Below are 12,925 nucleotides of genomic sequence, written 5' to 3'. Positions count from 1 at the left end.
CCTCTCGCTCAGATGAGGTACTGGCTCAGGCCGCGCTTGAGGTAGCGCCCGTCGCCCTTGGCGCCGACGTAGGCGTCGTCCTCGACGACGACCCTGCCTCGGCTCATGACCGTGTCGACCTTCCCGTCGATCTCGTAGCCCTCCCACGCGGAGTAGTCCATGTTCATGTGGTGGACCTTGTCGAGGCCGATCGAGGTGTGGCCGTTCGGGTCGTAGACGACGATGTCGGCGTCGGCGCCCGGCTGGATGACGCCCTTGGTGCCGTACAGGCCGAACATGCGGGCGGGCGTCGTGCTCGTGAGCTCGACCCAGCGCTCGAGCGTGATCTCGCCCGTCACGACCCCCTGGTACATGAGGTCCATGCGGTGCTCGATCGAGCCGATGCCGTTCGGGATCTTCCGGAAGTCGCCGAGGCCGAGCTCCTTCTGGTCCTTCATGCAGAACGGGCAGTGGTCGGTCGAGACCATCTGCAGGTCGTTCGTGCGCAGCGCCTGCCACATCGAGTCCTGGTGGCCCTCGGCGCGGGAGCGGAGCGGCGTGGAGCACACCCACTTCGCGCCCTCGAACGCGCCCCACTCGTCGCTCCGAGCGCCGAGCTGGTCCTCGAGCGAGAGGTAGAGGTACTGCGGGCAGGTCTCGCCGTAGACGTTCTGCCCCTTGTCGCGCGCCCAGGCGAGCTGCTCGACGGCCTGCTTGGCGGAGACGTGCACGACGTAGAGCGGCGCGCCGGTGAGCTTGGCGAGCATGATCGCGCGGTGCGTCGCCTCCTCCTCCATCTCCCACGCACGGGCGATGCCGTGGTAGTACGGATCGGTCTTGCCCTGGTCGACCAGCTGCTGGGCGAGCACGTCGATCGCGGGACCGTTCTCGGCGTGCATCATCGTGAGCATGCCGGTGTCGCGCGAGACCTGCATGGCCTTCAGGATCTGCGCGTCGTCGGAGTAGAAGACGCCCGGGTAGGCCATGAACAGCTTGAAGCTCGAGACGCCCTCGTCAGGCAGCTTCTTCATGGCCTCGATCGAGGCCTCGTTGACGTCGCCGACGATCTGGTGGAAGCCGTAGTCGATCGCGCAGTTCCCACCCGCCTTCTCGTGCCAGGCGGCCAGGCCGTCCTCGATGCGCTGGCCGTACGTCTGCACGGCGAAGTCGATGATCGAGGTGGTTCCGCCGTGGGCGGCGGCGATGGTGCCCGACTCGAACGTGTCGGACGCCTCGGTGCCGCCGAACGGCAGCTGCATGTGGGTGTGGGCGTCGATGCCGCCCGGGATCACGTACTTGCCGGTGGCGTCGACGACGCGGTCGACGGATGCCGCGACATCCGTGCCGAGCAGTTCGCTGCCGGGCTGCAGGACGGCGACGATCTTCTCGCCGTCGACGAGCACGTCGGCCGCGGACCGGCCGGTGGCGCTGACGACGGTGCCGCCGGAGATGAGGGTGGTGGCCATGCGCTTCGCTCCTTCGCGCTCGTCGGGTTACGGCTTCGGGATGGACGTGTACGACTCCGGCCGGCGGTCGCGGTAGAACTGCCAGGCGTTGCGGACGTTGCGGATCATGTCCATGTCGAGGTCGCGGACGACGACCTCCTCGTCGGTCTCCGAGCCGTAGTCGCCGACGATGTTGCCCTGCGGGTCGACGAACTGGCTCTTGCCGTAGAAGTTCACGGCGAGGTCGCCGTACTCGTTGTCCTCGAGGCCGACGCGGTTCGCGGCGCCGATGAAGTAGCCGTTCGCGGCGGCCGCAGCGGGCTGCTCGATCTCCCAGAGGCGGTTGGAGAGGCCCGGCTTGGTCGCGTTGGGGTTGAACACGATCTGGGCCCCGTTCAGGCCGAGCTCGCGCCATCCCTCCGGGAAGTGCCGGTCGTAGCAGATGTAGACGCCGATGGGGCCGACCGCGGTCTGGAAGACCGGGTACCCGAGGTTGCCGGGGCGGAAGTAGAACTTCTCCCAGAACTTGTCGAGGTTCGGGATGTGGTGCTTGCGGTACGAGCCGAGGATCGTGCCGTCGGCGTCGACGACGACCGCGGTGTTGTAGTAGACGCCGGGCTGCTCCTCCTCGTAGATGGGGAGCACCATGACCATCTCGAGCTCCTTGGCGAGCGCCGCGAAGCGCTGCACGATCGGGCCGTCGGCGGGCTCGGCGAAGTCGTAGTACTTCACGTCCTCGGTGATGCCGAAGTAGGGGCCGTAGAACAGCTCCTGGAAGCAGATCACCTGGGCGCCCTGCTCCTTCGCCTGGCGCGCGAACTGCTCGTGCTTGTCGAGCATCGACTCCTTGTCACCCGTCCACGTGGTCTGGGTGATGGCCGCTCGAACGATCGTCATGGTGCCTCCTGGGTCGGTCGGCGTCGTTGCCGTCCGCAGGCTGGCCTGGGCGCGTGCTGCGTGGTGCGCTAGTGCCTGCCGTGCGCGCGGGGACGCCGAGCAGTGGTGCCGAATGCCGCCGCGGGCCGGGGACCTGCGGAGGGTGCCGAACGGGGCTTGCGACCCGTTCTGTTATTCTTCGGCGTGAACATTTCCCTTTTGTTTCAGTCTGTGACGTGGTGGTTAAACATCCTGTCCCTTGCTTCGTGAGGAGGCAATGGTGCGATCAGGTATTCGAGTGGATGTCTCCGAGCTGACGACGCTCACCCCGTTCGCCGACACGACCCCCCGCGGCATCGCCGCGGACCTCGCACGCCTCGTGAACAGCGGCGAGCTCGAGGCCGGAGCGCGCCTGCCGACGGTGCGCGAACTCGCCGCCTCGCTCGGCGTCAGCCCCGCCACGATCAGCCAGGCCTGGCAGGCGCTCGCCAAGGCCGGCCTCATCGAATCCCGCGGCCGCGCGGGCAGCTTCGTCCGCCGCGACGCGGCGAGCGGCCCCGCGGTGCGGATGCGGGGGATGGCGCCGCCCGACGACCCCGTGCGACTCGACCTCTCGCGCGGCACCCCCGACCCGCTGCTGCTCCCGCCGCTCGGTCCCGCGCTCTCGCGGGTGTCGGCGCGCGCCGACGTCGGCAGCTACCAGGCCGAGCCCGTGATCCCGGCACTCGCCACCGTGCTGCGCGGCTCGTGGCCGAGCGAGGCCGAATCGATCGTCGTGGTCGACGGCGCCCTCGACGCGATCTCGCGCACGCTCGACCAGGTGGTTCGCTTCGGCGACCGCGTCGTCGTCGAGCACCCCGGCTTCCCGCCCTTCCTCGACCTGCTCGACCTGCTCGGCGCGGAGGCCGTGCCGGTCGCGATCGACGAGCACGGCCTCGTGCCCGACGGGCTCGCCGCCGCGCTGCGGCGCCGGCCGAGCGCCATCCTGCTGCAGCCGCGCGCCCAGAACCCGACCGGCGCATCGATGACGCCCGCCCGGGCGGCCGCGCTCGCCGAGGTGATCCGCAGCGCCTCCGACGAGCACGGGCTCGACCTCGTCGTCATCGAGGACGACCACTCGGGGCTGATCTCGACGGAGGGCGACGTCACGCTCGGCACGCACCTGCCCGACCGCGTCGTGCACGTGCGCAGCTTCTCGAAGTCGCACGGCCCCGACCTGCGGATCGCCGCCGTCGGCGGCCCGCGCGACCTCGTCGGCCGGATCATGGCCCGCCGGATGCTCGGGCCCGGCTGGACGTCGCGGATGCTGCAGTCGATCCTGCTCGACCTGCTCACCGACGGCGCCGCGATCGACGCGGTCGCCGAGGCCCGTCGGGCGTACTACACGCGCCAGCGCGCCCTCGGCGACGCACTGCGCGCGCGGGGGATCCCGGTCATGCACGCCGACGGGATCAACCTGTGGATGCCGGTGCTCTCGGAGCGGTCGACGCTCGTGCAGCTCGCGGCGGCCGGCGTCCGCGTGGCGGGCGGCACGCCGTTCCTGGCGGCGGCGCCGAACGGCACGCCCGTCGCGGGCGCACCCGGGGGGCGCGGGAACGGGCACGAGTTCGTGCGGGTGACGGTGGGCGCGGTGCGCGAGGACGCCGCGGCCGTGGCGGATGCCCTGGCGGTCGCGGGGCAGCACCTTGCGGCGGGCGGGTACTGAGCGGCGCATCAGCCACGCAGCCGGCCGGCCACCCGGCCACCCGGCCACCCGGCCACCCGGCCACCCGGCCACCCGGCCACCCGGCCACCCGGCGGATGGTCTCACTCGTCCTCCACAGGCACGATAGCCACCGAGCCATGCACAGGTGAAATGCCTGTTCACGAGCGATTTCATCACCCTTCCGATGTCGGTGGGTGCATGCAGGATCGAAGCATGGACGGACCCCTGGCAACGCTCGAGCGCGAGCTCGCCGAGCTGCGCGACGCCTGGCGCGGGTCGCTGCCGGCGTTGGGGTCGATCCATGGCGACGCACAGGCCGAACTCGAGCAGATGAGCGACGCGGGGGTCGTGCGAGTGGCCGACGCCCTCGCGACGGTGCGGCGCGGCGTCGATGCCCTGCTCGCTCGGGCGGCCGCCGAGGTCGCCCGGCGTTCCGGTCCGGAGTCCGGCGAGCTCGGCCTCGCGAAGGCGCAGGGGTTCCACAGCCCGGCACGGCTCGTCGCGGCGTCCACCGGTGGCTCCCGGGCGGAGGCCGCGCGGCTCATCGCAGTCGGTGCAGCGACCTCGGCACGTTCCGCCTTCTCCGGTGAGCGGGTGCCGGCGCGACGGCCGCACGTCGCCTCCGCGCTGGCAGGGGGCGCGATCAGCCTCGACGCGGCGTCCGCGATCACGACCATGCTCGATCGGGTGGCGGTGAGCGCCGATCCCGACCTCATCGCGGTCGCGGAGGCGGCGCTCACCGAACTCGGTGCGCGCGCTCCACTCGAGGTGCTCATCCGGGTCGTTCGCGAGGCCGAGGCGCGCCTCGATGCCGACGGCGTCGAGCCGCGCGAGGAGCACCTGCGCGAGCAGCGCTCGCTGACCATGCACGAGGACCGCCACGGCGTCGTCCACCTGCGCGCGCGACTCGACCCCGAGACGGCGGCACCGGTGAAGGCGGCGGTCGAGGCGCTCGTGGGCGACGCGCTCCGGCGACGTGACCCGCGAACCGGCGAGACGCGGCCGGTGGTCGACGACCGTCGGTCGATCCCGCAGTTGCAGGCCGACGCGCTCGCCGCGATCGCCCGTCACTCACTCGGCTGCGAGCACACCCTGACGCCGCTGGCGAAGACCACCGTCGTGGTGCGCGTCGAACTCGACACGCTCGTGACCGGCCTCGGCGATGCCCGCATCGACGGGCTGAACCAGCCGATCACCGCGGTCACCGCCCGACGCCTCGCGGCCGACGCGGAACTCATCCCCGCGGTGCTCGGCGGCCCCGGCCTTCCGCTCGACCTCGGTCGCTCCGCCCGCCTGTTCACGAAGGCGCAGCGCATCGCGCTCGGCGAGCGCGACGGCGGCTGCGCCGCGTGCGGGCAGAACGTCGGCTACGTCGAGGCGCACCACATCCGCTGGTGGGAACACGACGCCGGGCCGACCGATCTCTCCAACGGCGTGCTGCTCTGCAGCTTCTGCCACCACCTGATCCACCGCGAGGGGTGGGAGATCCGAACCGGGCCGCGCGAGGTCTGGTTCGTGCCGCCACCCCACGTCGATCCCGATCGCGTACCGAGGCTCGGCGGGAGAGCCCGGTTCGAGGCGCGGCTGGCCGAAGATGCGGCGTGAGCGCGCGGCAGGGCCCGGACACTGCGTTCTGCGCGAGCCCAGGCGAGTGCCCGGACGACAGGATGAGCGAACACGCGGGCGCTCGCCGCGACCCCGCTCAGGCGCGGGCCGTGCTCGGCGCCTTCGCGTAGTGGTCGGGCGTGATCGTGAGCTCCGCCTGGCCGGCGGTGATCGAACGCAGGTCGAGCACGTAGCGGGCGAGCTCCGACTCGGGCACATGGGCCACGACGCGGGCGCGGCCGTCGCTCGCGGCCTCGGTCGCGCTGACGCGGCCGCGGCGGCCGGAGAGGTCGGTGAGGACCGCGCCCTGCAGGTCGTTCGGCACCGTCACGGTCACGCTCGACACGGGCTCGAGCAGCACCGTTCCGGCCTCGGCGAGCGCGGCCTTCACTCCGATCGAAGCCGCGGTGCGGAAGGCCATGTCCGACGAGTCGACGGAGTGCGTCTTGCCGTCGGTGAGCTCCACGCGCACGTCGACGACCGGGTGCCCCTGCGGCCCGCCCGACGCCAGCGCATCGCGTGCGCCCTTCTCGACCGCGGTGATGTACTGGCGCGGCACCGCGCCGCCCGTGACCGAGTCCACGAACTCGAACCCGTCGCCCGGCGTCAGCGGCGAGACGATGAGCTGCACGACGGCGAACTGGCCGTGCCCGCCCGACTGCTTCTTGAGCTTGCCCTCGACCGACGCGGTGCCCGCGATGGTCTCCCGGTACGCGACCGGCGCCGGCCCGGTGTCGACGTGCACGCCGAACACCCGCGCGAGGCGCTCCACCGCGACGGCGACGTGCGTGTCGCCGAGCCCGCGCAGCACCGTCTGCTCGCCCGCGCGTTCGACCACGAGCGTCGGGTCCTCGGCCGTGAGCCGCGCGAGCGCGGCCGGCAGCTTCTCGTCGTCGGACTGCGACGCCGGCTCGAGTGCGACCGCGTAGACGGGCGCGCGCTCGGGCGTGGCGACGGGGCGCGCCGTGCCGGTCGCGCGAGACCAGAGCAGCGAGCCCGACGGGGAGCCGGTGAGCTTCGCGACCGCGCCGACCTCGCCCGCGGCGAGGGTGCCCGCGGTGAGGTGCTCGGACCCGCGCAGCCGGAAGAGGCCGTGGATGCGCTCGTCCGTGCCCGTCGTCGCGTTGCGCAGCTTGTCGCCGGTGCGGAGCGTGCCCGAGAGCACCTTCAGCATCGACACCTGCCCGACGAACGGGTCGGCGACCGTGCGGAACACGTGGACGAGCGTGTCGCCGCCCTCGTTCGGCGCGACCTCCAGCTCGCTGCCGCCCGTGCCCTCGCCGACGCGGATGCGTCCGTCGCGCTCGGTCGCGCACGGCGTCAGTTCGCACACGAGGTCGAGCACGCGGTCGACGCCCGCCTCGGTGAGTCCCGAGCACACGAGGACGGGCACGGCCTCACCCTCCGCCACCTCGCGCCGGAACGTCCGCTCGAGTTCCTCGGCCGACGGCTCGTCGCCCTCGAGGTACGCCTCGAGCTGCGCGTCGTCGTGCGAGACGATGTCCTCGGTCACCTCGACGTGCATCGCGTGTTCCTCGGCCTCCGCCTCGGGCGGCAGCGGCTCGTCATGGTGCCGGCCCTCGTCGTCGTAGACGTGCGCCTCCTCGCTGAGCACGTCGGCGATCGCCCGGAACGACGCCTCTTCGCCGAGGGGCAGCTCGAGCGCCCACAGGTGCTCCCCGAACGCCGCCCGCAACTGCGCGAGCACGCCGCGGAAGTCGGCGCGCGCCTTGTCCTCCTGGGTCACGACGACCACGCGCGGCACGCCGGCGGCGCCGGCCGCCTCCCACGCGGAGACCGTCCCCGCGACGACGCCGTCGACCGCGCTCACCGTGAGCAGGGCGACATCCGCCACGGCGAGCGCCGCGTCGACCGATCCGACGAAGTCCGGATGCCCCGGGGTGTCGGCGAGCGTCACCGTGTACGCGGTGCCGTCCGGCCCGGTCCACTCGAGGTGGGCGAGCGAGAGCCCGAGGCTCGTGTGGCGCGCGATCTCCTCGGGCTCGTGGTCGCAGACGGTGTTCCCCTGCTCGACCGAACCGGCTCTCGGGATGGCACCTGCGCGATGCAGCACCGCCTCCGCGAGCGTGGTCTTTCCCGATCCCGAAGCGCCCACGAGGGCGACGGTCCGGTGGGTCTGGGGCGATGCCGAGTTCATGGGGGCCTCCCGCGCCGGTGCGGTTCCGTCCGTCCATCGTCCCCCGCCGAGGCCCGGAGGTCCAGAGGACGGAGGTCCCGATCCGTCTCAGGCCGTCGGCACGCCCGCCGCGCTGCGACGTTCCGCGACGAGGGCGCGCGTCTCGGGTGCGATGCGCGCCCCGAGCTCCGCGATCAGCGCCTCGTCGTCGCCGGTCACGATGAACGTGTCGACGCCGTGCCGCGTCGCGAGGTCGGCGAGCACCTCCGGGTCCGCCTCGCGCGGCCCGACGTTGAGCAGGCGACGGATGTCGCGGGGTTCGCGTCCGGCGACGCGCGCCGCCTCGTCGATCACGGCGTGGCCGGCGTCGAGCGACGCCGGCCCGTGTTCCAGGCGCCCGAGCGACGGCAGCCAGCCGTCGGCGGCCCGCCCGACGAGCCGCAGCCCCTTCGGCTTCGTGACCCCGAGCCAGATCGGCATCGGCCGCTGCACGGGGGCCGGCCCGCGCTTCGCGCCGCGAATGGGGTAGTACGCGTGGTGCAGGAACACCCCGCCCTGGGCGTCGACGTCCTGCAGCTCGCGGATCACGACGATGGCCTCGCCGAGCGCACCCGCCTGCTCGGCCGGCGTGCGGTTCGGTGCACCCATCGCGACCGCGGCCGGCGCGAACCCGCCTGCGCCCAGCGCGAGCACCGCGCGACCGCCCGTGAGCAGGTCGAGGGATGCCGCGGCGCGGGCGAGCACGGCCGGCGGGCGCAGCAGCAGGTTGTGCACGTTCGCCGAGATCCGGATGCGGTTCGTGCGCGCGCCGACCCAGGTCATGAGGGTCCACGTGTCGAGGAACCGCGGCTGGTAGGGGTGGTCCTGGAACGTCGCGAATTCCAGCCCGGCCGCCTCGCTCGCGAGCGCGAGCGCGACCGGGCGCTGCGGGTCGAGCGCCGAGGGCGTGATGAAGGTACCGAACTCGATCGGGCGGCCGTAGTCGGGCATGCGGCCACGCTACGCCTCCGTCGGCGCCACGGCGCCCCTGCACGGCCGGCGGACGGCACCGATCGCCGGGTCGCGGTCGGGCCGACCCGGCGTGCCGGGCGTTGCACTGCGGTGGCGCAAAGGTTACTGTCTCGTCAGTAACCCGATGTCCGACACCTGTGGCACCGGGCGATCCGGCCGATGGAGCCGGGGGTGCAGCGCCACCCACACCGCCTCGAAGGAGAGGAAGCACGGATGAGCACCAACGCCCCACCCACGCCCCGCACCCGCATGAGGACCGCCGCCGCGGTCATCGGAGCGATCCTCGTCGCCGGGGCCGTCGCCGCCGGTCCCGCGCAGGCGGCACCGCCGCAGGAGGTCGACGCCCTGCACCCGGACTTCGGCCCGAACGTGACGATCTTCGACCCGTCGATGCCCCTCGCGGACATCGACGCCGAACTCGACGCCCTGGCCGACCAGCAGCGCGACGCCGAGATGAGCGAGGTGCGCCGCGCCGTGTACTTCATGCCCGGCGCCTACGGCGACGGCGAGCACCCCCTGCAGTTCGAGGTCGGCTACTACACCGAGGTCGCGGGCCTCGGCGCGTCGCCCTCCGACGTGACCGTCGAGGGGGCCATCGAGGTCTACAACCGGTGCCTCGGCAGCGGCGACGACCCGAACTGCATCGCGCTCGTGAACTTCTGGCGCACCCTGTCGAACCTCTCGCTCCACGTGAACGGCGCGAGCCAGGACGGATGCCGCGCGAGCGCGAACTTCTGGGCGGTCTCGCAGGCCGTCTCGATGCGCCGGCTCGACATCTCGGGCGCGAACCTCTCGCTCATGGACTACTGCACCGACGGGCCGCAGTACGCCAGCGGCGGCTTCATCGCCGACTCGCGACTGCCGTTCACGATCAACGGCTCCCAGCAGCAGTGGCTCACCCGCAACAGCGACGTCTCCGCGGGCTGGAGCAACGCGGTCTGGAACCAGGTGTTCGCCGGCACCGTCGGCGCACCCGACGACGCCGCGTTCCCGGACCCGCCCTACACGACGCTCGACACGACCCCCGTGAGCCGCGAGAAGCCGTACCTCTTCGTCGACGACGAGGGCGCGTTCAACGTGCGCGTGCCGTCGGCGGCGACCGACACCCGCGGCGTCTCGTGGGCCGAGGGCATGACGCCCGGGCGCACGGTGCCGATCGGCGACTTCTACCTCGCGAAGCCCGGCGATTCGGTGCAGCGGATCAACCAGGCGCTCGCGTCGGGCAAGAACCTGCTCCTGACGCCCGGCATCTACGACATCGACGCGACGATCAAGGTCAAGCGTGCCGACACGGTCGTGCTCGGCATGGGCCACGCCACGCTCACCGCCACCGGCGGCGCCGTGCCGATGGAGGTCGCCGACGTCCCGGGCGTCGTCGTCGCAGGCGTCACCTTCGACGCCGGCACCGAGCTCTCGCCGGCACTCCTGCGGGTCGGCAAGCCGAACGGCGACCACGGCGCGAACGCGCGCGCCGCGGCATCCGACCCGATCACGCTGAACGACGTCTACGTCCGCGTCGGCGGGCCCCACGTCGGCAGGGTCGACACGGCGATCGAGGTCAACGCCGACCACGTGCTCATCGACCACGCGTGGGTCTGGCGCGGCGACCACGGCGTCGAGGGCTTCACCGAGGGCGTGAACGGCGACACCGACCGCTGGAACACCAACACGGGTCGCAACGGCATCGTCGTGAACGGCGACCACGTGACCGCCACGGGCCTGTTCGTCGAGCACTTCCAGCGGTTCAACACGCTCTGGAACGGCGACGACGGCACGGTCGTGCTCTACCAGAACGAACTGCCGTACGACCCGCCCACGCAGGCCGACTGGACCCAGCCCGACGGCACGCTCGGCTACCCGGGCTACGTCGTCGCCGACGACGTGGACACGCACGCGCTGCACGGTGCCGGCGTGTACGTGTTCAACCAGAACGCGCCGTCGATCGTGACCGAGAACGGCTTCTCCGTTCCCGAGCGCGAGGGCGTGCGCCTCCACCACGTCATGACCGTGAACCTCAGCGCGGGCACGATCCTGCACGTGGTGAACGGCACGGGCGAGGCGGCCGACATGGACCACATCGGGGCGCCCCGGTTCATCGTCGACTACCCCGCCCCGTAGTCCGGCAGCGGACCGCCGCAGACCCCCGAGCGCCCGGCTCTCCCTTGCCGGGCGCTCGGGCATTCCCGGCGTCACGTCCGCACGGCACGGCACGCCACGGGCGACCGGCGGCCCGGCCCGACTCGAGACTCAGCCTTCAGCCGAACCCGGGTCGGTTCCGGCCCGCGGGGCCCCGCGGTCGCCGGTCCGGTCGCGCGCGTGCTCGAGCAGCGCGACGACCTCCTCGTCGCTCGTCTGCCGGAAGTCGGCGTAGGCCTGTCCGACGGCCATGAACCAGTCGGGCACCTCGACCGCGACGACCTCGTCCGCGGACGGCACACGGGCAGCGGCATCCTTCGGCGCGACCGGCACCGCGAGCACGACGCGCGCAGCGCCCCGCGCCCGGGCGACCCGGCACGCCGCCTCCGCGGTCGCGCCCGTCGCCAGCCCGTCGTCGACCACGAGCGCGGTGCGGCCGGCGAGCGGGACGGGTGGGCGTCCGCCGCGCAGCTGCACGACCCGACGGTCGAGCGTGGCCTGCTCGTGCCGCTCGACCTCGGCGAAGCGCGCGTCCGACACGCGGGCGCGCCGCACGAGGTCGTCGTCGACGACGCGCACGCCGCCCTCGCCGATCGCCCCCATCGCCACCTCGGTCTGCGTCGGCAGGCCGAGCTTCCGGACGACGATCACGTCGAGCGGCGCGTCCAACCCCTCGGCGACCGCCGCCGCGACCGGCACGCCACCGCGCGGCAGGCCGAGGACCACGACGTCGCGGTCGCGGAACCGCTCGAGGCGGCCGAGCAGCTCGGCCGCCGCGTCGACGCGGTTCCGGAACACGTCTCCAGCCTGATCGGCCCGCCGGCCGCCCGTGAGGCCCATGGTCCCGCCGACACCGGCTCGTCCGGTGTCGCACCGCACCCGCCGATCGCGCCCGGCCGGATGACCTTCGGCCCGATCGCAGCGGGAGGCGCGGCGCAGGCTGGCGGCAGCGGCGCTCCGGCGGAGACGGTCCGGCGGAGCGATCAGGGGAGGCGCACGATGCAGGCCTGGACGACGCGGGGCGACGGCGAGCTCGTCGACCGTCGGCTCACCGACCCCGAACCGGTCGGCGACGACCTCGTCGTCGAGGTCCTCGCGTGCGGCGTGTGCCGGACCGACCTGCACGTCATCGACGGCGAACTCGAGCCGCACCGCAGTCCCGTGGTGCCCGGCCACCAGGTCGTCGGTCGCGTGGCCGCGACGGGACCGGCCGTGCGCCGCACCGCGGTGGGCGACCTCGTCGGGATCGCCTGGCTGCGCTCGACCTGCGGTGCCTGCAGGTGGTGCCGCAGCGGCCGGGAGAACCTCTGCCCCGACGCCCGGTTCACCGGCTGGGACGCCGACGGCGGCTACGCGGACCTCGCGACCGTGTCCGAGGCGTTCGCGTACGCGCTGCCGCCCGACGCCGACCCGGTCGCCGTCGCACCCCTGCTCTGCGCCGGCATCATCGGCTACCGCGCGCTGCGCCGCGCGAACCTGCCGCCGGGCGGTCGCCTCGGCCTCTACGGCTTCGGCTCGTCGGCCCACCTGACGGCGCGACTCGCCATGGCGGCGGGCGCGACCGTCGACGCCATGACCCGCGGCGAGGCGAACCGGCGGCTCGCACGCGAGCTCGGGCTCGCGTCCGTCGGCGACGAGCGCGCGGCACCCCCGGAGCCGCTCGACGCGGCGATCGTCTTCGCGCCCGCAGGCGACCTCGTCCCCATCGCGCTGGAGGCGACCGTCCGCGGCGGCACGGTCGTGCTCGCCGGCATCCACATGACCGACGTGCCCGCGATGACGTACGCCGACCACCTGTTCCTCGAGCGCGACCTGCGGACGGTGACGGCGAACACCCGGGCCGACGGCGACGAGTTCCTCCGGCTCGCGCTGCGACTCGGCATCGCGCCGTCCGCGACGCCGTACGCGTTCGAGCGAGCACCGCAGGCGGTCGACGACCTGCGCGCCGGGCGCGCGTCCGGGTCGCTCGTGCTCGTGCGCGACGCCTGACGCCGGACCCCGCCGCCCGGGGACGCGGGACCCCGGCGCCGA

General features: G+C 73.1%; 9 protein-coding genes. 4 read left to right on the top strand and 5 right to left on the bottom strand.

The features are described 5' to 3' along the window. Positions 1–8: 8 nt before the first annotated feature. Together hydA and ABD230_RS08905 are read right to left on the bottom strand one after the other, a co-directional pair. The gene (gene hydA / locus ABD230_RS08910; protein WP_344371933.1) at positions 9–1,445 is read right to left on the bottom strand and encodes a dihydropyrimidinase; all 1,437 of its coding nucleotides are present in this window, start codon (positions 1,443–1,445) and stop codon (positions 9–11) included. A 27-nt stretch (positions 1,446–1,472) separates the two neighbouring features. Beyond that, a complete protein-coding gene (locus tag ABD230_RS08905) occupies positions 1,473–2,321 on the bottom strand; it encodes a nitrilase-related carbon-nitrogen hydrolase (RefSeq protein WP_344371930.1) in 849 nt (282 codons plus the stop codon). A 277-nt stretch (positions 2,322–2,598) separates the two neighbouring features. Here ABD230_RS08905 and ABD230_RS08900 point away from each other — a divergent pair, with 277 nt between their 5' ends. Both ABD230_RS08900 and ABD230_RS08895 read left to right on the top strand, forming a co-directional pair. Beyond that, on the top strand, positions 2,599–4,005 hold the full coding sequence (locus tag ABD230_RS08900) for an aminotransferase-like domain-containing protein (protein ID WP_344371927.1): 1,407 nt from the start codon (positions 2,599–2,601) through the stop codon (positions 4,003–4,005). 213 nt (positions 4,006–4,218) lie between these two features. Further along, positions 4,219–5,610: an HNH endonuclease signature motif containing protein gene (locus tag ABD230_RS08895; RefSeq protein WP_344371923.1), complete on the top strand. Its 1,392-nt coding sequence runs from the start codon at positions 4,219–4,221 to the stop codon at positions 5,608–5,610. Between the two features lie 97 nt (positions 5,611–5,707). Here ABD230_RS08895 and ABD230_RS08890 read toward each other — a convergent pair whose 3' ends face one another. Together ABD230_RS08890 and ABD230_RS08885 are read right to left on the bottom strand one after the other, a co-directional pair. Beyond that, the gene (locus ABD230_RS08890; RefSeq protein ID WP_344371920.1) at positions 5,708–7,768 is read right to left on the bottom strand and encodes an elongation factor G; all 2,061 of its coding nucleotides are present in this window, start codon (positions 7,766–7,768) and stop codon (positions 5,708–5,710) included. A gap of 87 nt (positions 7,769–7,855) precedes the next feature. After that, positions 7,856–8,737, bottom strand: coding sequence for an LLM class flavin-dependent oxidoreductase (locus ABD230_RS08885; protein WP_344371918.1), 882 nt, complete (start codon positions 8,735–8,737; stop codon positions 7,856–7,858). A 234-nt stretch (positions 8,738–8,971) separates the two neighbouring features. Between ABD230_RS08885 and ABD230_RS08880 the strand changes: the two genes are divergently transcribed. Continuing rightward, on the top strand, positions 8,972–10,876 hold the full coding sequence (locus tag ABD230_RS08880; RefSeq protein ID WP_344371916.1) for an adenylyl cyclase: 1,905 nt from the start codon (positions 8,972–8,974) through the stop codon (positions 10,874–10,876). Positions 10,877–11,005: 129 nt separating this feature from the next. Here the strand turns inward: ABD230_RS08880 and ABD230_RS08875 are convergent, their stop codons facing one another. Then, positions 11,006–11,692 (bottom strand): phosphoribosyltransferase, encoded by a 687-nt coding sequence (locus tag ABD230_RS08875; protein ID WP_344371912.1) that lies wholly within the window; start codon positions 11,690–11,692, stop codon positions 11,006–11,008. 201 nt (positions 11,693–11,893) lie between these two features. Here ABD230_RS08875 and ABD230_RS08870 point away from each other — a divergent pair, with 201 nt between their 5' ends. Further along, a complete protein-coding gene (locus tag ABD230_RS08870; protein WP_344371909.1) occupies positions 11,894–12,883 on the top strand; it encodes a zinc-dependent alcohol dehydrogenase family protein in 990 nt (329 codons plus the stop codon). Positions 12,884–12,925: the final 42 nt, after the last annotated feature.

The sequence above is a fragment of the Agromyces tropicus genome (assembly GCF_039531345.1).
Taxonomy (GTDB): domain Bacteria; phylum Actinomycetota; class Actinomycetes; order Actinomycetales; family Microbacteriaceae; genus Agromyces; species Agromyces tropicus.
The sequence above is the reverse complement of the archived record's forward strand: the minus strand, read 5'-3'. Positions and strand labels throughout refer to the sequence as shown.